The 20,550-nt window shown below is 40.8% G+C and carries 20 protein-coding genes; 2 read left to right on the forward strand and 18 right to left on the reverse strand.

From position 1 onward, the window contains the following. Positions 1-147 precede the first annotated feature (147 nt). The 4 genes from D0T84_RS13640 to D0T84_RS13655 form a co-directional block, all read right to left on the reverse strand. Positions 148-621 carry a hypothetical protein gene (locus D0T84_RS13640; RefSeq protein WP_163308415.1) on the reverse strand — a complete coding sequence of 158 codons (474 nt, stop codon included), beginning with the start codon at positions 619-621 and terminating at the stop codon, positions 148-150. 70 nt (positions 622-691) lie between these two features. After that, complete coding sequence (gene miaA / locus D0T84_RS13645) at positions 692-1,600, reverse strand: tRNA (adenosine(37)-N6)-dimethylallyltransferase MiaA (protein WP_163308416.1); 909 nt, start codon at positions 1,598-1,600, stop codon at positions 692-694. Beyond that, positions 1,600-2,151: a plasmid pRiA4b ORF-3 family protein gene (locus tag D0T84_RS13650; RefSeq protein WP_163308417.1), complete on the reverse strand. Its 552-nt coding sequence runs from the start codon at positions 2,149-2,151 to the stop codon at positions 1,600-1,602. Before D0T84_RS13650 ends, miaA begins: the two co-directional genes overlap by 1 nt. A gap of 292 nt (positions 2,152-2,443) precedes the next feature. Further along, positions 2,444-3,898, reverse strand: coding sequence for an ATP-binding cassette domain-containing protein (locus tag D0T84_RS13655; protein ID WP_163308418.1), 1,455 nt, complete (start codon positions 3,896-3,898; stop codon positions 2,444-2,446). A gap of 234 nt (positions 3,899-4,132) precedes the next feature. Here D0T84_RS13655 and D0T84_RS13660 point away from each other — a divergent pair, with 234 nt between their 5' ends. Continuing rightward, positions 4,133-4,792 (forward strand): OmpA family protein, encoded by a 660-nt coding sequence (locus D0T84_RS13660; RefSeq protein WP_163308419.1) that lies wholly within the window; start codon positions 4,133-4,135, stop codon positions 4,790-4,792. Between the two features lie 47 nt (positions 4,793-4,839). Here D0T84_RS13660 and D0T84_RS13665 read toward each other — a convergent pair whose 3' ends face one another. From D0T84_RS13665 to D0T84_RS13680, 4 genes are all read right to left on the reverse strand, one after another. Next, positions 4,840-5,769, reverse strand: a complete 930-nt coding sequence (locus D0T84_RS13665) for a putative 2-dehydropantoate 2-reductase (RefSeq protein ID WP_163308420.1) — start codon at positions 5,767-5,769, stop codon at positions 4,840-4,842. A gap of 114 nt (positions 5,770-5,883) precedes the next feature. Further along, on the reverse strand, positions 5,884-6,639 hold the full coding sequence (locus tag D0T84_RS13670; protein WP_163308421.1) for a succinate dehydrogenase/fumarate reductase iron-sulfur subunit: 756 nt from the start codon (positions 6,637-6,639) through the stop codon (positions 5,884-5,886). Positions 6,640-6,650: 11 nt separating this feature from the next. Next, positions 6,651-8,609, reverse strand: coding sequence for a fumarate reductase/succinate dehydrogenase flavoprotein subunit (locus D0T84_RS13675; protein WP_163308422.1), 1,959 nt, complete (start codon positions 8,607-8,609; stop codon positions 6,651-6,653). 44 nt (positions 8,610-8,653) lie between these two features. Next, the gene (locus D0T84_RS13680) at positions 8,654-9,328 is read right to left on the reverse strand and encodes a succinate dehydrogenase cytochrome b subunit (RefSeq protein ID WP_163308423.1); all 675 of its coding nucleotides are present in this window, start codon (positions 9,326-9,328) and stop codon (positions 8,654-8,656) included. 686 nt (positions 9,329-10,014) lie between these two features. On the opposite strand from D0T84_RS13680, the gene D0T84_RS13685 reads away from it, so the two are divergent. Further along, a complete protein-coding gene (locus tag D0T84_RS13685) occupies positions 10,015-10,215 on the forward strand; it encodes a hypothetical protein (protein ID WP_163308424.1) in 201 nt (66 codons plus the stop codon). Here the strand turns inward: D0T84_RS13685 and D0T84_RS13690 are convergent. The 10 genes from D0T84_RS13690 to D0T84_RS13735 all read right to left on the reverse strand — a co-directional run bounded on the left by D0T84_RS13690 (position 10,208) and on the right by D0T84_RS13735 (position 20,515). Then, positions 10,208-11,269 (reverse strand): glycosyltransferase family 1 protein, encoded by a 1,062-nt coding sequence (locus D0T84_RS13690; RefSeq protein WP_163308425.1) that lies wholly within the window; start codon positions 11,267-11,269, stop codon positions 10,208-10,210. The genes D0T84_RS13685 and D0T84_RS13690 overlap by 8 nt on opposite strands. Before the next feature lie 6 nt (positions 11,270-11,275). After that, positions 11,276-12,370 (reverse strand): hypothetical protein, encoded by a 1,095-nt coding sequence (locus D0T84_RS13695; RefSeq protein ID WP_163308426.1) that lies wholly within the window; start codon positions 12,368-12,370, stop codon positions 11,276-11,278. 3 nt (positions 12,371-12,373) lie between these two features. Continuing rightward, positions 12,374-13,825: an MBOAT family protein gene (locus tag D0T84_RS13700; RefSeq protein WP_163308427.1), complete on the reverse strand. Its 1,452-nt coding sequence runs from the start codon at positions 13,823-13,825 to the stop codon at positions 12,374-12,376. 96 nt (positions 13,826-13,921) lie between these two features. Next, on the reverse strand, positions 13,922-14,785 hold the full coding sequence (locus D0T84_RS13705) for a glycosyltransferase family 2 protein (protein ID WP_163308428.1): 864 nt from the start codon (positions 14,783-14,785) through the stop codon (positions 13,922-13,924). Positions 14,786-14,791: 6 nt separating this feature from the next. Further along, the gene (locus D0T84_RS13710) at positions 14,792-15,820 is read right to left on the reverse strand and encodes a dehydrogenase (RefSeq protein ID WP_163308429.1); all 1,029 of its coding nucleotides are present in this window, start codon (positions 15,818-15,820) and stop codon (positions 14,792-14,794) included. Positions 15,821-15,841: 21 nt separating this feature from the next. Continuing rightward, entirely contained in the window at positions 15,842-16,387 is a 546-nt protein-coding gene (locus D0T84_RS13715) for an HAD-IIIA family hydrolase (protein ID WP_163308430.1), read from the reverse strand. Between the two features lie 5 nt (positions 16,388-16,392). Further along, positions 16,393-17,088: a nucleotidyltransferase family protein gene (locus tag D0T84_RS13720; protein WP_163308431.1), complete on the reverse strand. Its 696-nt coding sequence runs from the start codon at positions 17,086-17,088 to the stop codon at positions 16,393-16,395. Beyond that, positions 17,085-18,386: a hypothetical protein gene (locus D0T84_RS13725; protein ID WP_163308432.1), complete on the reverse strand. Its 1,302-nt coding sequence runs from the start codon at positions 18,384-18,386 to the stop codon at positions 17,085-17,087. Before D0T84_RS13725 ends, D0T84_RS13720 begins: the two co-directional genes overlap by 4 nt. Positions 18,387-18,389: 3 nt before the next feature. Further along, positions 18,390-19,454 carry a glycosyltransferase family 2 protein gene (locus D0T84_RS13730; RefSeq protein WP_163308433.1) on the reverse strand — a complete coding sequence of 355 codons (1,065 nt, stop codon included), beginning with the start codon at positions 19,452-19,454 and terminating at the stop codon, positions 18,390-18,392. Then, entirely contained in the window at positions 19,454-20,515 is a 1,062-nt protein-coding gene (locus D0T84_RS13735; protein ID WP_163308434.1) for a glycosyltransferase, read from the reverse strand. Before D0T84_RS13735 ends, D0T84_RS13730 begins: the two co-directional genes overlap by 1 nt. Between the last annotated feature and the right edge of the window lie 35 nt (positions 20,516-20,550).

A 20,550-nucleotide genomic window follows, 5' to 3' on the forward strand; every position in this document is an offset into this window, starting at 1 on the left:
AAGGACACCCTTGCTCAAGGCTAGACACTTCCCGTTGTTAGGGCGTGTGAGGGACTTGCACCCATTAGAATACACCCATGCTGGGCGAACTAAAAAAACAGGCATAAGTGATATGCCTGTTTTCGTTTTCTTTTATATCAAAGCTGATTAATCTTCCCAAATCAATGACACTTTAAATTCATAATTATCTGTTACTCCTCCATCAGTTCTGTCTGATGCCTGAATATAGAACGTGACAACGCCTGGTTTATACGAACAATTAAGATTCTCTGTATATGTCCGCCATTCTCCATCATCATATTCAGCCCAGTATGTAAATAAGAATGGAAGTTGCTCCAGTCTTTCTGAATCTTTATCAGGATTTACGAACACAGAAGTAACTACTGCTCCATTATTATATACATGGTCATCAAGAGCAGAGAGATTATGTGAATAGACATAGCATTCAAGATCCTCATCCCAATTCCACTGATTCTTATTAACAAGGATATATTCGTTACTCAACTGTGTGCCGACAACATAATACTGCTCTGTTATATCATCTCCACAACTCGTTAACCCTGTAACACCTAATACTGCCAGTAGCGAAATAACTAAATACTTGTATAGTCTTGTTTTCATAATTAAATTTTATAAATATCGTCAAAAATATAGATTCTATTTTAATTAAACAATTATAAGCGTACTTTTGTTAACAGCCGCTAACAGATATTATTTTTTTTAACGCATCATCTTCACTCACCTCCGACAAATTAATCCAATGAATATCCTTATCACGCTTGAACCATGTCATTTGCTTGCGGGAATAAATACGTGTACTTTGCTTTATTTTCTCCACCGCAAAATCAAGTGTCCACTCTCCGTCCAGATATTTGAACAGTTCCTTATAGCCGACTGTATTCAATGAATTAAGGTTCCTCTGCGGATAGAACCGTTTTGCCTCATCCATCAAGCCCGCTTCCATCATTTCATCCACACGCCTGTTTATACGGCCGTACAATTCTTCACGGTCGCGTGTCAGGCCTATTTTTACAATATTGAATGGGCGTTCTTTCTTTGTCTTAGTCCTGTACTGGGAATAAGGCTTTCCGGTCATCAGGCAGACTTCCAGTGCATGAATAACACGTTTATAATTTTTCAGGTCAACCTCATTATAAAAATCGGGATCGAGAACTTTTAGCTGCGCCCTTATAGGCTCCAGGCCGTCCCGTTCATACAATCCGTAAACCTCTTTCCGCAATTCTTCATCAATTGTAGGCACATCGTCTATGCCATTGCACAAGGCATCGATATACATCATAGAGCCGCCCGAAGCGATGAGTACATCGTGCGACCTGTGGAGTTCCCCGATGATGTCCAACGCCTGACGCTCAAACTCGCTGGCACTGTAGTAGTCCGTCACATCGAGCATGCCCACAAGATAATGCTGCACACGCCCCATCTGTTCTGCAGAGGGTGCGGCAGTACCTATCTCCAGTCCTTTAAAAAATTGTCGTGAATCGGCAGATATTATAGGTGAATGATAATGCTCTGCCACATTAAGGCTAAGTGCTGTCTTCCCCACTCCTGTAGGGCCAAGCAGTACTATCAGATGCTTCATTAATACTCCTCGTCGCTAGGCAACGGAGGATTATCCAGTCCGTCAAAACCTTCGGCGTCGAGTTCATCCAGATCGTAACCTTCGTCTCCATAAAAATTCTCACCTATATCTAACGATGATGTGGTGGCAGCATCCATATCGAAGTCAACAAACTGAGCCGGAGGGTCTCCCGCCGATTTTGTACAAACAGGTTTTTCTAAATCGGTACCTGTGATAATTTCACGAAGCTCCATAAAGAAAGCGCGTTCGGTCAGGTAATCAAACACATACATCAACTTCTGCTTTTCATCTTCAAGCATATCATTCAGCACGGTAGCCTCCATCGTGTACGAGTCTTCATCCGAACTTGTATCCATCTCCACAAGAGTGATCTCCTGTTCTTTTTCCCAATCGTCGCTGCAAATAAAGAATGAGGACATTTCCCCTTCATTGTAGCCAACGGATTCTATAATCGCTTTATGCAGATCGAAAAATGTAGCGTCCGCATCTATTTGGATTTCACGCTTGAAGTCTTCGACTTCATCTGATAAAAGTAAAAAACGAAATACCATTTTAAGAGTCTGTTTAAATTTTATAGCAAATCTTTTTTATAGCTATTTTTAGATGGATTTTATCATTTTTGCCAGCAGGTTTAGCGGGCTAAACCAAGAGTAAAAAGGGTAAAAAGAGCATAAAAAAATTGCTAAGAACTATTGACCTGAACCTGTAATAAAAATTTTCGCTAAAATTTAAAACAGGCTCTAGGTCATTCTTTTTATTTCTAATTCAAAAATAGTAATTTTTTTATTAAGTGCATAGAATGCTATAGAAATTGCTTTTGTTTACGTGCATTTCTATAATAAATCATCTGTTTTTCACAAGTGTCAGCCGCTTATCTACCACGCTTGGTATCTCGTGATCGTAATGAGTGACATATATCAACGATTTACCGGAATCGCAATATTCTTCTATAATTTTCTTTACCCTTTTCTTATTCATTACATCCAGCCCGTGCAGCGGTTCGTCCAGTATCAGCAAATCGGGGTTCTTTACAAAAACACGCGCGAGTAATACCAGTCGCTGCTCGCCCGAAGATATATTCAGGAAAGAAACATCCCTAAGGTGTTCCACCCTGAACAATTTCATCCATTCCAAAGCCTGTGCTTCCTGCTCCCCGTTACACTTCCGGTACAGGCCTACAGTATCGAAAAAGCCGGAACCCACAACATCGAGGCACCGCACATTCTTGAGGTAATACAAGTGCATTTCGGGAGAAATATAGCCGATCCGTTTCTTGATGTCCCAGATACTCTCCCCTGTTCCACGCCTGCGGTCAAACAGCGTTATGTCATTTGCATACGCCTGCGGATTATCGCCGCATACAAGGCTCAGCAATGTTGATTTGCCCGAACCATTCGCACCCAGCAACGCCCATTTTTCACCGCGCTTTACCGTCCAGTCCAGATCCTTCAAGATAGTACGCTGGCCGTATCGGATATGTATATTCCGCAAGATAGCGGCATTAAGAAAAGTATCGCTATCTGATGATGTTTTAGCCAGTTTGTCCAAGCCCGTTACTTCTGCCTCAGGAAACAGGAATTCCTGAAAAGGGCTATCCTGAACAAAATCCGTGCAAGATACAGGCGGATATATGCATCTGCCTTTTACAGGTAATACATGCGTTATCATTACCGGAATATCCGATGGGTTTGACAATACCAAAATTATCTGCAAATCATCCATTTCGGACAACCGGGCTAATAATTCATTCAGTATTATACGGGATGGCGCATCAAGCCCTATAAAAGGGTTATCCAATATGAGGATACGGGGCTTTGACAGCAAAGACCGTACGATCAGGAACTTGCGAAGCTCTCCGCTGGAAAGCAGGTTCACTTCTTTATTCAACAGTTCCGAAATACCAATCCATTCCACTAAGGTATCGAGCCAGGCGGGGTCAGCATTCCGTATCAGGTCTTTTACTACAGGTACATCCTGTTCGTCACCCTTGTTCCAACGCTGCTGGTAGTAACTATTTTGTGTGTCAACAATGCTGTATATGTCTTTGAAGGCAACACTTTTTACAACGGAAGAAACAGCCTGATTGTCCCCGCTTTCATTTTTGCAGGTTACCACCCCTTCGTTCAATGCATATTTGCCCGACAGGATATCAATCAACAGACTCTTGCCACCGCCATTGGGGCCGATCACAGCCCAATGCTCATCCTCTTTAATTACCCAATTTACAGGTTCCTTAAACCTCAAATTGCTGAAACGGGGTACCGCCCCCCTTATCTCTATAATAGTCCGTTGTTGCATATCCGATAAATAAAGATGCAAAGGTAAAGAAAGTATAGGAATGACAATGGTATGTGAACCCGTATAAAACGACGAAAGCTAAGCTCTTTTTCAGAAAAAAGCATTAACCGGTTAATTATTTCAGAGATTTCACGAATCTTTTCTTAAAAAACTTGACTGTAATATAAGAAATATATTAAATTTGTATATTAATATGAGTATATAGGTATTTACCTTAACACCAAGAATATTATTATGAAAATAAGACTTTTATTATCATTTATGCTTCTGGGATTGTTTGTATTTCCTGCAAAAGCACAAAATGTCACAACTACAACTACAAGCTCTTCTGACGAACCGGCAGTTCAATTAATAAGTGATGATCGTATTACAATATTAAGAAGTGATACTCCCGGACAAACTATTGTCTTATCAAATCCGGCGAGTAAAAGGAAGAAATTCTTTGGATGCCCAGACAACATCCCGAATCTATGTGCCCCGGTAAAGGAAACAGCCCCTATCGTACAAGAGACCAAGCCGATAGACAATCCGGCTCCGGTAATTGCTGTAGTAGATAAAAAACCATTCTTTTTACCAGATCCTGTGTTCTTCCGTATCAACAAATATGTGATTGACGCGTCAGAATGGGCTAAGATTGAATTAGCTGTTAATTACCTGAATGAAAATCCGGGAGCAACCTGTGTAGTAACAGGATATGCCGATAAGAAAACTGGTAATGCAAAAATCAATATGAGGTTGTCTGAGCAACGCTCAAATGCAGTAGCTAAGGCGATGGAAACAAAATACGGTATTGCAAGGAACAGGCTTTCGGTTAACTGGAAAGGCGACGGATTGCAACCATTCCAATTGGAAAATGATAAAAACCGCGCTGTATTATTCCTGATCAATCCGTAAAAGAAAATATGCAGAATATAAAAAATAAGCAGAAATTTGATTTCTGCTTATTTTTTTATGTACTGGTCTTGTATAAATCTCAGTTGCTTTTCCAGCATCGATACACGCGACATCTCATATCCTGCCTTGCCGGCTTCGGCTACCGGATGTGTGTAAATATAATCGATTTCCAACGGACGGCAGGAATCGAAATCAAGTTTCATACTGGGAGAATAAGGCGTCATCTGACGTGTCATTTCAAGCATCTGGTCTGCATACGATTCCGGTATCGAAAATCGTCCTTTGCCTACATAATTCGCCGCACGGATAACCTCCAGCATCATATCCCTTAACAATGTATATGTAGAAGGGTTATTCATCAGTATATCTGTCGCGGTATTCAACACAACGGTCATGCCATTGTATGGAATATTCCACACAAGCTTCATCCAGCGAGCCAGTTCTAGTTCCAATATCTGCGTTTCTATTCCGGCCTGAACCAAATCGGAACAAACCTGCTCCAATATATTTATATCCTTACATGAATATGAGCCCAGATTAAGCTTGCCATAGTCGAAATGAGCGATATGCCCCTCTCCTACCTTACTGGAGCAAATAAAAGCCAATCCTCCCGCAATATGCAGGCCGGGAAACTCCTGATGCAGGTCTTCTTCTAGCCCCAAACCGTTTTGAATAAGAATTACCAGTGTATCCTTATGCAGCAGAGGGGGTAATAAGTTTTTCAGCAGGTGATTGTTTGTAGATTTCAGACATACCAATACCACATCGCACCGGGGCATATCTTTTGTACTATCATAAGCATTTATAGCAGCAAGTGTAAAATCGCCGTCTACAGAGTCTACCCGTAATCCATGCTGTTTTACATAATTATAATCGGAATGAAGCAGGAAATGAACGTCTTTTCCTACTTTGGCGAGCCTCGCGCCGTAATAGCCTCCTATGGCTCCTGTACCTATTATTGCGTATTTTAAGGACATAATATTGGAATTTCAAGATATAATTAAAATACTTCTCCGATTTTAACCTCCCAGAGAAAGAAAAGCGGCTACCCATAGATAACCGCCTTTCATTTTATTTTGCAAGATTTTTTATTAATCTCTAAACTTAGCTTTCAGGAACTCACGGTTCAAGCGCGCGATATTGCTGATAGAAACGTTCTTAGGACATTCTACTTCGCATGCGCCAGTATTGGTACAGTTACCGAATCCCAGTTCGTCCATTTTAGCTACCATTGCCTTCGCACGGCGGGTTGCCTCAACGCGTCCCTGCGGAAGGAGTGCCAACTGGCTCACTTTAGCCGATACGAACAGCATAGCCGAACCGTTCTTACATGCAGCAACACAAGCACCACAACCGATACAAGAAGCCGAATCCATCGCTTCATCCGCATCTACTTTAGGGATGGCTATCGCATTCGCGTCAGGTATACCTCCGGTGTTTACATTCACATAACCGCCTGCCTGCATAATTTTGTCGAACGCATTACGGTCTACCATCAGGTCGCGGATTACAGGGAACCCTGCCGAACGCCAAGGTTCGATCGTAATAGTCTCCCCATCTTTGAACTTACGCATATGCAACTGGCAAGTCGTTATGTCTTCATCCGGCCCGTGAGGATGCCCATTGATATAAAGGCTACACATACCGCAAATACCTTCACGACAGTCGTGGTCAAACACTATCGGCTCTTTTCCTTCATTTATCAAGTTCTCGTTCAAGATATCAAGCATTTCGAGGAATGAGCTTTCAGTAGAAATGCCATCAAGTGAATAGGTCTCAAAAGCCCCTTTTACCTGTGGACCTTTTTGACGCCAAACTTTTAATGTTATATTTATTAATTTTTCCATTGTCGTTTATTTTATGCCTTATAATTTCTTTGTTGTCTTACTACGAACTCATAGTCAAGTGGTTCTTTTACAAGCTCAGGCGCAACGCCCTCTCCCTGATATTTCCAACATGCAACATAAGAATAGTGTTCGTCGTCGCGGAGGGCTTCACCTTCTGGTGTCTGGTATTCTTCACGGAAGTGACCACCACACGATTCATTACGGTTCAGTCCGTCATAAGCCATCAGTAAACCAATTTCGATAAAGTCATCTAAACGCAATGCTTTTTCCAACTCAGTATTTAAATCTCCGGCATCTCCCGGGATACGAACATTTGTCCAAAACTCTTTTTTCACAACTTTCAGTTCTTCAATTGCTTTTTCAAGAGATTCTTTTGTACGTGCCATACCTACAAAATCCCACATGATAAGGCCTAACTGCTTATGAATAGAATCTACAGAACGCTTACCTTTGATATTCATCAGTTTGGCAACTTTTTCTTTAATTCCGTTCTCTGCTTCGGCAAACTCAGGAAGGTCTGTACTGAAACGCGGTACAGTAATCTGGTCAGCCAGATAGTTCTGGATAGTATATGGTAATACGAAGTACCCATCGGCCAGCCCCTGCATCAGGGCAGATGCTCCAAGGCGGTTAGCTCCGTGGTCGGAGAAGTTAGCTTCACCAAGTGCGAACAAGCCTTTTACTGAAGTCATCAGTTCATAGTCAACCCAGATACCACCCATTGTATAGTGGATAGCAGGATAAATCATCATCGGGGTTTCGTATGGGTTTTCGTCAACGATCTTGTCATACATCTGGAACAGGTTACCATATTTTGCTTCTACTACATTACGTCCCAAACGGTTGATAGCATCGCTGAAATCGAGGTAAACGGCTAGGCCTGTAGAGCCTACACCATAACCGGCATCGCATCTTTCTTTTGCCGCCCGTGAAGCAACGTCGCGGGGAACAAGGTTACCGAATGCAGGGTAACGTCTTTCCAGATAGTAATCCCTGTCTTCTTCTTTTATTTGAGTAGGCTTCAATTTACCTGCACGGATCGCTTCCGAGTCTTCCTTTTTCTTAGGCACCCAGATGCGTCCGTCGTTACGAAGAGATTCTGACATCAAAGTTAGTTTCGACTGGAATTCTCCGTGAACCGGAATACATGTAGGGTGAATCTGCGCATAGCAAGGATTAGCAAAGTAAGCTCCTTTTTTGTAAGCCTGAACAGCAGCAGAACCGTTAGATCCCATTGCGTTGGTAGAAAGGAAGAATGTATTTCCGTATCCACCTGTGGCAATCACCACGGCGTGGGCGGCAAAACGTTCCAGTTTACCTGTTACCAGATTGCGGGCGATAATACCGCGTGCACGGCCATCGATCATTACCACGTCAAGCATTTCGTAGCGGGTATATAATTTTACACTACCCTTTTGTACCTGACGGCTTAAGGCAGAATAAGCACCTAATAAAAGCTGCTGTCCTGTTTGTCCTTTAGCATAGAATGTACGGGAAACCTGAGCGCCACCGAAAGAGCGGTTGTCTAGCAAACCTCCGTATTCGCGCGCAAAAGGTACTCCCTGAGCCACACACTGGTCGATAATACTGTTCGACACTTCTGCAAGACGATAAACGTTAGCCTCGCGTGCACGGTAGTCTCCACCTTTGATTGTATCGTAGAACAGACGGTAAACAGAGTCCCCGTCATTTTGATAATTCTTTGCAGCATTTATACCTCCCTGCGCAGCGATAGAGTGCGCACGGCGAGGAGAATCCTGAATACAGAAGTTCAACACATTGAAGCCCATTTCGCCAAGAGAGGCGGCAGCGGAAGCTCCGGCAAGACCTGTACCCACTATAATCACATCGAGACGACGTTTATTAGCAGGGTTTACCAGTTTCTGGTGGTCTTTGTAGTTGGTCCACTTTTCGGCCAATGGTCCATCAGGTATTTTCGAATCTTTTTTTGGATCTAGTATAGTACTCATATCTGTTTTTCTTTTAATCTTTAACAAAAATAATCAGCGCCTATTTAAGCGAACGGGCATAAATATGCTCTTGCCAAGCAATAGATAGGAACAATAGCAAATCCTACAGCGATAATTGTAGCAACTACATACGCAATCACTTTTAAACGAGGCAACCATGTACGGCCACTAAGACCTGTAGTCTGGAACATGCTCCAAACACCATGAGACAGATGGAACCATACGGCAATAATACCAATAAGGTAAAGAACCACATGTACCGGATTTTTGAACAAAGCCAAAGCGATAACCGATCCTTTCGATTCTGCTCCCGGCAGGTGAAGTAGTTCGGAGAACTGCATCTTGTACCAGAAATCGTAAAGGTGCAGGCACAGGAAAGCAAGGATGACAACTCCTAAAACAAACATATTCTTAGATGTCCAGGTAGCTTCCGTCAGATTTGATGAAGCGTATGCATCACCTCCTCTAGCCTTTCTGTTCTGCAATGTCAGCAATATCGCGTATATGATATGTACGATAAATAATGCTGCCAGTCCCATTGTTCCAACAATCGCGTACCAATTTGTTCCCAAAAACTCACAAATCATATCGTAAGCTTCAGCAGAAAACACTAAAACCAAGTTCATCGACATGTGAAACAGCAGGAACAAAACCATACAACAGCCAGACAAAGCCATAATGAACTTCCGGCCAATAGAAGATTTAAGTAACCAACTCATAAATTAAATCTGTTTTTAGTTATTTTGAATAGTTAATTTTAGATGTTGTAATTCATTCTGTATCATAGAAAATAACCATGTGCTATCGTTTTTTTCTATTACCATGCAAAAGTAGATTAAATAAAGGGATTTTCAAAGCAAAAAGCATAGCTTTTTAATCAAAAAGAAAATTCATCAATCACTGAATGAACATATCCGATTCCTTTTATTCATCTATGTTATGAGTATCATCCGGTTAACCTGACATAAAGATTATTATACAACCTTATTCAATAAAAATAATACATTTGTAAAAATAAGCAAAACCGAAAAAAGAGAATAAGAGTCTGTTTAAATTTTATAGCAAATCTTTTTTATAGCTATTGTTAGATGGATTTTATCATTTTTGCTAGCCGAACCAACGGTCAGCGGAGCTAATTAGCGGGCTAAACCAAGAGTAAAAAGGGTATTGAAAATCGGCGGAGCCAAAAATACGGTAAAAAGAGCATAAAAAAATTGCTAAGAACTATTGACCTGAACCTGTAATAAAAATTTTCGCTAAAATTTAAACAGACTCTTAGTACAGCATCGATAATAGTACAGAGCTAAAACGCCCCAAAAGTTAAATAAATATAAAATATAGTTATTTTATGTAACTTTTTGTCATTTATTGCATCTAATATATAGAACACAAAATAATACCAATAATGAAAACGTCCAGGCCTTTTACAATGTCGTATGCACTAATCCCATCAGCTATGTTGCTGACTTCTATCGGATTACTGAATTTTGATTCAAGTAAAACATTGAGTTATACTTGTTTGGCCGCTTCTGCTATCCTTTTAGTTATTGCATTAGTTCAGATAATAAAAGACAAGATCAGGGAATCGAACCAGAAATTCACATAAACTGCTGCGCCAGTTTGTATACCTGTTTCGCGGATTTATCCCACGAATATTTCTTTATTTGTTCCAGCCCTTTTAGCTGCAACTCCTTCCTCAACGGCTCATCCACGAGCAATTGATTTATCTTCAATGTCATATCTTCCACATCATACGGGTCTACATACAATGCGGCATCTTCACTCACTTCGCGCAAAGCCGGAATAGCCGAATTGATAGCCGGGCAACCATACGTCATCGACTCTAATGGAGGAAGCCCGAAGCCTTCGTATAAAGACGGATATACGGATAAAAGCGCATTCTGATACATCAGTTGCAGTTTTTCGTCGGGAATATATCCGGGCAGGTGTACATTCTCACTTATCAGCTTTTGCAAATCGGGAGTATTGAACGCCTTGAACGACATCCCTATGATGTACAGTTTTACAGACTTGTCTTTTATTTTATTAAAAGCTTCGACCAGACGCACAAAATTCTTCCGCGGATCCATAGACGATACTGCCAGGATATACCTTTCGGCATCGGGTTCGCGCCGAAAATTAAGTATTTCTTCCTTTGAGGGTTTATTATGGAAGGGTACATTACTATGTACGACATGTATTTTATCGGCGTCGATGCTTAATGTTTCCACAATTTCCCTTTTCGAAAATTCGCTTACAGTCAACACAGCATGAGCTTTCTTCCCTATGCGGGGCATCATGAAATGATAGAAACGATAGTAGTTTTTCGAGAACCATTCAGGATAACGTTCATGCGAAACATCATGAATCGTCATTATCTGATTGTTATAGTTAAGCGGGCCACACCCTGTAAAGCTTATCAATAGAGGGCTGCCTATGCTTTTCAGATATCCGGGTAAAGATATCTGCTCCCACATGTGAGTCTTCAGTGAGCCGCACTTCACGGTCTTGAAGCTAAACGTGTAGTCGGGATGTATTTCCTGCGGAACAGCCACATGGAAATCTACGCCCATCTCGTGAAGCTTATTACATATCTCAAAAGCATAGCGGTGAACTCCCGTTGCTTTCTGTGTCAAATACCGCCCGTTAACTACAAACATATCATATCAATTTTTAGGTAACCAATCTCTGTTTTGTTCCTCAAATATACGAACCAAACTGTCTAACTGATGAATTTTGGTATCTATATTAGAGGAATTAAGCTCATATATGGGATTATGAATATTTTCCTGCACTTTGCTGGTCACTACCGGGCTAAAATGTGAAATGTCGGAATAATTATTTAAATCTGTAATTTCGTCCATATTGAAGAAAAACATCAATTTCACATTATCGTATTTTTCCAACGACCGATTGAGGTAGTATACAAAATCAATGAACTGATCGTGGTATCCGCATACCTTCGTATGATGCCAATACAAGGCAGAATAAGGAGACAACACGATCGTGTACCGGATATTCTTATAATCGTCCATAGCAAAGCTATCCAGCAGCGTATCCAGTTTATTACGCATGCGTTCTTCCATACCATCCATATCCTGCACGGAAACAGTACGGCCACTCAGGTACAGATCTTTAACGTATCCGGCGCCGTATTGGTTCTGATGGCTATTATTCCCAATCTTATCAAGGTCCGTTTTCATCTCATATTCGACAGGGATTTCGCCTTTTCCATTTAGGTACAGAGGGAGAATCAGATCGACAGGGAGAAAACGAATAAGTGTCTCATACCCATACAGGTATTCAAACTTATTGCGGAACGTTCCTTCATAAAGGAACGTTGGATAACGAAGTTCTTCGAATCCGAGATTGAACTGTGGTATATCTAAATTTATGATGAAAGATCTTACGCTATCTTTTCTGACAAAAGAATACAGATATTCCATTTCCTTATTGTTCATTCCGCCTGTAGATAGCTTTACCGGTCTTGCCGACGGATCATTTTTCCGAATAATAGACATGTCATAGTTTTGCACCATAGATGATCCTAATACGACTGTATTGTAATCGTAATTTCTGGCTAATCCGCCATTCATAAGCCACGGGTTCAGAAAATAATGCCCGCTATCGTTAACCCTGAACTGGAAAAGCGGGTCTACCATATAACTAAGACACCCTATACCCAAGAGCAATACAACAACAGAGACTGCCGTTATACACAGAAACCGTTTTGCGGAATTTTTATTTTCAACAGTACTCATAGGCTAGAAATTGAAATAAATAAAAGATCCTACTCTTGAGAAATGAATCACTGACACAGAGAAAAGAAGCGCTATTGCCACAGCATTCTTTACCGTCGGTTCAAATTCATTGTATTTGTCTATGCTATTCTTAGGATACAAAAAGGCTAAAGCCGCTACGATGGACAGAATAGCCAAAACATATATTACCGCAATGCTGTCAGGATACGTAATGCTGGTATTGTATGCCAGTTCCGAAATACCGCTGAAGCTAAAGCTTTCGGGCGCAAACATATTCTTTAAGACTATCAATGCCGTATCGAATGATGGGGATCTGAACAGTACCCATGCCGCGTTGACAAACATAAATGTAAAGAATATACGTATCAGATCCGGGATTTTTTCCAACTGTTTTATAAAGAGCTTTTCAAACACACGTACTATGCCATGCGCAATGCCCCATACAATGAATGTCCATGCCGCGCCATGCCATATACCACTGACAAAGAACACCGCAAACAGGTTGAAACAGGTACGGGCAAGTCCTTTGCGATTTCCACCCAGCGGATAATAGATAAGCACAGCCAATGACCGCCCCAAGGTAATATGCCATCTTTTCCAGAACTCGGTTATACTGACCGACTTGTATGGAGAATAGAAATTGAGAGGAAGATTAATATTCATCATCCGGGCTAACCCTATAGCCATATCGGAGTATCCGCTAAAGTCAAAAAATATCTGGAAGGAATAAGACAAGGCAGCCAGCCACGAGGTGGCAAAACCCAGTTTTTCAGGAGTAAGATATGAATAGAATACAAAATTATCGAGTGTATCGGCTATTACAGCTTTCTTAAACAACCCGACAACAAAGAGGAATAGTCCGGCCGAGAAATTATCTATATTGAAAAAACGGTTTTTCTCATCCTGATATTGGTGCAGCACGTCTTTCAGGAAGACTATCGGACCGGCTACCAACTGCGGGAAAAAGACGATGAATAACGTATAATCCCAGAAGTTCGGCACTTTTTCTTCCCTCTTCCATACTCCTATCAAAAAGGCTATTTGCTGGAACGTGAAGAAACTGATACCTATAGGGAGTACTATCTGCTTTATTATAAACTGTGTGTCGAATACATAGTTTACGTTTTCAAGAAAGAAATTGTAGTACTTATAATACCCCAGCAGAAGGACATTAAACAAGACCCCTATTATAAACAATACCTTACGCAGAGGAGGTTTTCCGATATTCTGTACTCCTGTTGCTACAGAATAATTAACAATGACGGATGACATGATGAGCCATACATACCACAGATGATTAAATCCCTGAAAAAACAGCGCCCCATAAAAAACCAGGGAGGCAACAATCAGGAATACCTGCTGAACCCTGCGGCTTACATAGCGAGCCATACCGAAATAGAGCAAAAGCACCATCGGCAGGTAAATAAATACAAAACTATATGTTGAAAAAACCATATTCTTTTCAGTTAACAGTTAGCAGTCAACAGTTAGCAGTTGATAACTCTTATCTTATATCTTGCAAATTCTTAATTAATCTTCATACAACTTAGCCTACTTCCCCCTTTTGGGGAGGCCGGCAGGGGTACTTAAATCTTTGTATGTCTTCTTTCCGTACCAGCTCCTCTTCACAAAAAGCCTGGTCAACCCTATCCAGAATCTCATTTTGAACCTGTTCCATGCTTTATGCCCACACCTTGCTCCGGCGAAATAATCAGTACCGGAAACGATATTGAAATAACGCTTCTTTTGCTCCATTCCCCCTTTGAGGAACTCAATATGATGTGTTACGGTCTTCGATTTAGGAAAAACGTAGAAACGCCCTTCCTTGATATTCGGTATATACGGATACCCGTATTTTACGTAGCTGGGTACATGCACCGGCATATTTTCTTCTATCCATATATAACCGGCATTCGTGTCGCGAAGGAAATTCGAGATATGGCATTCAGGGAAAAGCTCAAAATCAAATATCCCCGGATTTTTTATGATGTAATCGCTCTTAATAAGAGCGAAGTCCGTAGCTAAGGCATAATATTTATCGTACCAGTCGGCACTTGCCCAGACAGCAAAGTCCGACTTGCCTAACAAACCGATATATTTAGAGATAACACGATCCCCATGCATCCAAGTATCGGCTTCGAGTATAAGCGTATATTTACAGTCGGAAGGAATATACTTCATACCTTCCATTAGCAACTGGGAGTTGCCGCGCCTGTGACCGGCATTCTCATCCAGAATGACCAATTTATCGATAAGAGGTATAGATTCGGGCATTATATCGAAGCCGTTACTCTTACCATTGCTTACTACAATCACATAGTATTCATTATCTTTCCATGTATCGGATATGATCCGAAGATTATATTTCAAATCTTCAATCCTGTCATATACACGTATAAGAACTGCAACCTTCATCTGTTTTTATTTAGAATGCCAGGTTTCTAATCCCTTCTTTGTAAATGTATATGCCTGTATACGCCCGCCAAGCCCCTCCAGCGCTCTGGCTACCGCAAACCGTGTATTACCGGGGCAATAAAAGAATACATACCCGCCACCTCCGGCTCCGGAAATCTTTCCTCCGGTGGCTCCGGCTGAGATTGCCGTATTATACAATTCTTCAAACAAAGGGGTGGATATGCCATCCGCCATCTCCCGCTTGTAAGTCCAGCCACGGTGCAGTACATTCCCTATCTCATCCAGATTGTTTTTCAGAATAGCTTCCTTTATCTCATAAGATTGCTTCTTTATCTGATGCATGGCCTCTATCGAACTTTCGCGGTGCTCTTTTACGTTTTTCTGCTGTTTTTCGATGATGTCGCCTGAGTTTCTGCTCGAATTCGTGTAGTAAAGCAGCAGGTTATTAGAGAGCTCATTTATTATCTCGTTACGGATACGCAACGGGTTGACGATAACTTTGTCTTCGGAATAAAACTCCATAAAGTTGAAGCCGCCGAAAGCCGCCGCATACTGATCCTGTTTTCCTCCGGCCTGTTTCAAGTCTATACGCTCTATCAAATATGCTAAGTACGCCAGGTCGTAATCTCCTAAAGGCAAAGACAGCCACTCGGTATAGGCTCCGAGTATCGCTATAGCAAGAGTGGACGATGTTCCCAGCCCTGAGCCGAAAGGTACCTCTAAGGCACATGTCAGCGTGAATGATAAGGGTTTATGTGTAAAGTCTTCCACAACCCTGTTGTAAATACCTTTCATCAGGTCTGCCTTATCATTCAGAATAGGAAGTTCCGGCACAGAATCGAAAATATATTCTTCATTCGTTTGCGGAATACGGAATACGATCTTATTGTCATCCCGTGGTTCGATATTTGTGTAGGCATACAGGTTGATTGTCGCATTCAGAATACAACCTCCGTATAAATCAGAATAAGGAGAAACATCTGTCCCCCCACCTGCCAATCCTATTCTAAAAGGCGCTTTACTCCTTATTATCATGATTTGATGTTTTGCTCAATGTTATAAATTCTCTGCAAACTTATACAGATTTTCGTAATATGCATCTATGTTTTCGTATATTTTATGACCTTGAGGATACTTATCCCCGACCAACACGGTGTACATCCCCAGCTTGTTGCCAAAGTCTATATCGGACACACTGTTGCCCACCATTATAGATTTGGAAAAATCCAAATCAGGGAAATCCCTTAATGCCTGAAAGGCCATGCCTACATTAGGCTTCCTGTTGACTGAAACCGAATCTAAATCGGGACAAAAGTATATTTGATCTATATGACCTCCCTCCCTCTCTATTTCGGATAACATATAATGATGTATTTCTTCCAAGTCAGAAAAGGACATAACTCCACGTCCAAGCCCGCGCTGGTTTGTAACGACAAAAATATATTGAAATCTGTGAGACAGTGTAGCTATAGCCTGTAGAGCCTGGTCGGTAAAGATAAATTCAGGTATACTCTTTACGTAATCGGCAGGCCGCTCCTCATTGATTACGCCATCCCTATCGAGAAACAGATACTTATAGTTATTTAAATTGTCTTTATCCATTTATTTTATTTTTCCCTGAAATCCAGATTCGCTTTGGCAAAATCGGAAGGAATGCCTATGTCTATAAAATAGCCATCCTGCACACACCCGTAAAAAGGCATATCGTTCAGGCATGCTTCCATGACATCTTTCTCAAACGAAAACTTTTCAGGAAGATTCAGAGTAGAAAATAAATCTTTATTTATAATATATACACCTCCATTTATAAATCCTTGTTTACAATGCCGTTTCTCATTGAAACGAATAACACGTCCCCCGTCAGCCAGATCAACAGATCCATAACGGTCGAAATCCGTCATCGGCTTCAATGCCAATGATATAAGGGCATTGCTCTTTTCGTGAAAGTCCAGAAATGAAGTTGTATCAACATCAAAAAAGGTATCCCCGTTGAAAACGAACGCATTAGGACTTTTTACCTTGCTAAGAGCGAGTTTTATAGCGCCACCGGTTCCCAAAGGATAATCTTCTATAACGTATGATACCTGAAAAGGGAGAGACTGGGTGGTGAGCCACTGAAGCACAACCTCCGACTTATAGCCTAAAGAAAGAATCAGATGCCCGAATTGTTGCTCTGCGGCATAGTCAAACAGATAACTTAAGAATGGCCTTCCGGCGACCTCTGCCATACATTTCGGCACATCACTTACAACAGATTGTAAACGTGTGCCTAAACCTCCGGCTAATATAATACACTCCTTCATTTTGTCAAGTTAACAGCCCCAGTGGAACCGCGCTTATATATTTGGGTTAATTTCATCTTATTTTTATTCTTACTTTTCGCATATATCTTCGGCATATAGACATAATACTTGTAGAATATGAAATAAAAGAATATGATATATAACACTAGATTCAAGTCGATAAAACCCTTCACATTCAAAGCCAGGGTGTAAACAAATATAGAGATGGGTGCAATATTCACTCCCCAGTCTTTGGTCTGACCCAGCTTGATAATGTACAACTGATACAAAAAGAAAGCCAGAGTGCCTATTATCCCCGAATAAAACAATAGTCTGCTATATCCGACATCACTACCGAAAAATTCAAGGGTACCTTCTCCGATTATCAAAACAGATAACTCTTTAGGGATTAAAAACATTTCGGACAAACCGCTGGAAGACCTCGTCTCTAAACGTCCATGTACAAACAAGTTGGTAAACAACTCAAAGGCCCAGTCGGAAAAACTGGAGAAATAAAACATGGCGAAAACATAGCCTCCTGCCATAAGGAATATAGAGGCTATAAAAAAAGTCTTAGCCTGCTTTTTCTCGGCCCTGTTATCCCACAGATATAATACAGCTATAACTCCAAAACCCAAAGCCATACCAACAATCGTAGTACGGGCCATAAACAGGCCGATGTAAAAAATAAATACATACAGACCTGCAAGCAAGATAAATTCTTTTGCTTTCAGTTTCATCCGCATAAACAAGTATGATAAAAGAAGTAAACCTACTCCACTGATAGCTCCAGCTCCAAAAAATCCGATGCCATACCCCATGAGACGCTGGCTACCTGCCTCATCCATGATTTCTTCGGTATAGTCTACCTTCATTTGCAGTGAATACAGAAAATTCTCTATGGGCTCGCTTATATACATCAGAAAGGCACACAGCGACTGTAATGCTATAGCTGACACGATATATAGTAAAACGGTATTAAAGCTAGGCCTCTTATGAACTTTAAATATCAGCAACATAATAAGGTATGCTGTAAAAAACCAGGCGATCCTACTCTTTATATAATCGAACCAGAAATTATCATTTTGCAGATTATACCAGGTCGCGGTATAAAAAATCAAGCTTACTGCAAAGGTTGCGATCATCAAGTAAACCACTTCCCTGAACGGAAACCGGTGATATGCATAAAATCCCAAACCAACTAAACCCGACAGTGAAATAAAAGAAGAACCCCTTATATCCAAAGCCTGCGGATATAGATGGTAAAATGTTACCAATAAAGGGAGTAACATCGGCAGTATGTGCTTTAGCTTTGGCATATCTTATCTGAATACAAGTTTGTAAATAAGGGATTTTTTGTATTTGAGCCTAAAAGTACATTTTGTGTAAAAAATAACCAAATCTCTGGATGTATAATTTTCCCTCTTGTACAAAGATGAAGCTTCCATTTTCTTTATAACCTTCAGCCCGAGTTGTGAATTTGCGCACAGGCGCAACCATGTAAGCGACAAGAGTTGCTCCAGGTATACTTTGTCGCAAAAACCCTTCTCTTTATTCAGTTTCGATAAAGAAACCATAAAAGCTTCACATTTATCCAGATAATCGAATGTGGGATGTAAAGGGACACATTCTGCGACAGAGGCATATACATCTATAAAGTCATCATCGGCAGGCAATCCCAAATGCCTGCAATGAATTTTAAATACTCTTTTCTTATTTTCGGTTTGCAGGTCTTCATGCAATGACGATACCTGATACCGGTGAACCCGATACAACAGTAACGGCTCACTCAGGTTTGCCAGTTTCGTCTTATACATAGCTTCAGACCATAAAGCATAATCTTCGACATGCAAATATTCGGGTTCAAACTTCAATCCTAATTCTGTAAAAACACGCTTGCGGATCATTACAGCCGGATGGCAGATACCGGAACGGAACAACATGTATGCCCGAAGTTGCTCATCGTGTAAAGGGCTATGATTTAAATCCTTCTTATCCGGATTTTCGGAACGGAACGCATAGAATTGAGTGCTTACGATATCATGATCGGGATGTTTTTCCAAAAAATCAACTTCTTTTTCTATACGTGTAGGCAACGAGATGTCATCAGCATCCATACGGGCTATATAATCCCCATTGCAAAGCGCAATACCTTTATTCAGGGTCTTTATCAGCTTCAGGTTTTCTTCATTGGTCACAATCTTCATCCGCGAATCTGCTGAAGCTAATTTTTCTAACAACTCCCCTGTACGATCGGTTGAACAATCATTTATCGCTATAATTTCCAGATTAGGATATGTTTGGTTACGGATTGAGTTTACAGCCTCTTCCACATATCTTTCTACATTATAGCAAGGGATTAATACCGAAACTAAAGGCCAATTCATTATTTATTTGCTACTATTGTGTTAAAGACAGCCTTATAGCTATCTACCATCTTCTCTATTGTAAAGTTATCAAGATACGACTGTCTTGCGCATTCCGACATCGCACCTTGTATAGTTGAATCAGACAGGATATATTCTATTTTGTCTTCAAACAGAGTTACTTCATTATCAATGGCAAAGCCGTTACTCCCATCCAGCACCTCCGTTATACCGCCCACTGCCGATGCTACCACAGGCACACCGAAAGCCAGCGCTTCGAGTATCGACATAGGCAGGCCTTCGTAATTGGAAGGAAGGATAAATATATCCGCATAGCGCAAATAAAAGAATGCCGAATGGATCTCCCCCAGACAGAATACATTGGGGGGCAAGCCTTCCATATCTTCTTTATTCCCTATCCAGACAAAGGCATATTGAGGCATATTCCGGGCAATATCAAGAAAAAGATCAAATTTTTTCTGTTTTGATATCCTTGATATACACATTATTATTTTAGGATAATCAGCCTTGATACGCTCTAAGCTCTTCGTCAGGTCGTCGCTAATATCTTTATCTGTAATGTAATGATCTGTAACACCGTTATATATCCTTTCCACATTTTTGTAGATATTTTCCTCTTTCATCATATCTACATCATACTGGCTAACGCCTATAATACGGAAGGCCCTGTTTTTCAAAAACTTCTCTATTGTCAGAAATCGATGAAAGGCTGTCCTGATCGAATCGAAGCCATGTACCGTATATACTACTTTTTTACGGCTAAAGGCCAAACGTCCAAGCACACCCATCTTTGATGAATGCAAGTGAACAACATCCGGTTTGTATTTAATCCGATAATAGAACAATTTAAACAGAAGGATTATATCTTTGATAGAGACCGACTTACGATGGTCGTTCAATTTTATACGGGTAAAATTATCGCCCAAACAACTCCAGGCTTCCCCATTCCCTCCATAAAACAGATACAGTTCATTCTCCGGACTAAGATTTTTTACCAGATCTGCGACAATAGTTTGAGCTCCACCGTATTCAGAAACTGTTATAATCTGGAAAATCTTCATATAAAGGATAGTATATTCTCATTTAATTACTACAA

It is taken from the genome of Dysgonomonas sp. 521 (genome assembly GCF_010501055.1).
Taxonomy (GTDB): domain Bacteria; phylum Bacteroidota; class Bacteroidia; order Bacteroidales; family Dysgonomonadaceae; genus Dysgonomonas.

What these genes read in the sequence shown, in the direction of transcription:
- D0T84_RS13640 (WP_163308415.1), bottom strand. Translation starts at nt 621, where the DNA reads ATGAAAACAAGACTATACAAGTATTTAGTTATTTCGCTACTGGCAGTA.
- miaA (WP_163308416.1), bottom strand. Translation starts at nt 1,600, where the DNA reads ATGAAGCATCTGATAGTACTGCTTGGCCCTACAGGAGTGGGGAAGACA.
- D0T84_RS13650 (WP_163308417.1), bottom strand. Translation starts at nt 2,151, where the DNA reads ATGGTATTTCGTTTTTTACTTTTATCAGATGAAGTCGAAGACTTCAAG.
- D0T84_RS13655 (WP_163308418.1), bottom strand. Translation starts at nt 3,898, where the DNA reads ATGCAACAACGGACTATTATAGAGATAAGGGGGGCGGTACCCCGTTTC.
- D0T84_RS13660 (WP_163308419.1), top strand. Translation starts at nt 4,133, where the DNA reads ATGAAAATAAGACTTTTATTATCATTTATGCTTCTGGGATTGTTTGTA.
- D0T84_RS13665 (WP_163308420.1), bottom strand. Translation starts at nt 5,769, where the DNA reads ATGTCCTTAAAATACGCAATAATAGGTACAGGAGCCATAGGAGGCTAT.
- D0T84_RS13670 (WP_163308421.1), bottom strand. Translation starts at nt 6,639, where the DNA reads ATGGAAAAATTAATAAATATAACATTAAAAGTTTGGCGTCAAAAAGGT.
- D0T84_RS13675 (WP_163308422.1), bottom strand. Translation starts at nt 8,609, where the DNA reads ATGAGTACTATACTAGATCCAAAAAAAGATTCGAAAATACCTGATGGA.
- D0T84_RS13680 (WP_163308423.1), bottom strand. Translation starts at nt 9,328, where the DNA reads ATGAGTTGGTTACTTAAATCTTCTATTGGCCGGAAGTTCATTATGGCT.
- D0T84_RS13685 (WP_163308424.1), top strand. Translation starts at nt 10,015, where the DNA reads ATGAAAACGTCCAGGCCTTTTACAATGTCGTATGCACTAATCCCATCA.
- D0T84_RS13690 (WP_163308425.1), bottom strand. Translation starts at nt 11,269, where the DNA reads ATGTTTGTAGTTAACGGGCGGTATTTGACACAGAAAGCAACGGGAGTT.
- D0T84_RS13695 (WP_163308426.1), bottom strand. Translation starts at nt 12,370, where the DNA reads ATGAGTACTGTTGAAAATAAAAATTCCGCAAAACGGTTTCTGTGTATA.
- D0T84_RS13700 (WP_163308427.1), bottom strand. Translation starts at nt 13,825, where the DNA reads ATGGTTTTTTCAACATATAGTTTTGTATTTATTTACCTGCCGATGGTG.
- D0T84_RS13705 (WP_163308428.1), bottom strand. Translation starts at nt 14,785, where the DNA reads ATGAAGGTTGCAGTTCTTATACGTGTATATGACAGGATTGAAGATTTG.
- D0T84_RS13710 (WP_163308429.1), bottom strand. Translation starts at nt 15,820, where the DNA reads ATGATAATAAGGAGTAAAGCGCCTTTTAGAATAGGATTGGCAGGTGGG.
- D0T84_RS13715 (WP_163308430.1), bottom strand. Translation starts at nt 16,387, where the DNA reads ATGGATAAAGACAATTTAAATAACTATAAGTATCTGTTTCTCGATAGG.
- D0T84_RS13720 (WP_163308431.1), bottom strand. Translation starts at nt 17,088, where the DNA reads ATGAAGGAGTGTATTATATTAGCCGGAGGTTTAGGCACACGTTTACAA.
- D0T84_RS13725 (WP_163308432.1), bottom strand. Translation starts at nt 18,386, where the DNA reads ATGCCAAAGCTAAAGCACATACTGCCGATGTTACTCCCTTTATTGGTA.
- D0T84_RS13730 (WP_163308433.1), bottom strand. Translation starts at nt 19,454, where the DNA reads ATGAATTGGCCTTTAGTTTCGGTATTAATCCCTTGCTATAATGTAGAA.
- D0T84_RS13735 (WP_163308434.1), bottom strand. Translation starts at nt 20,515, where the DNA reads ATGAAGATTTTCCAGATTATAACAGTTTCTGAATACGGTGGAGCTCAA.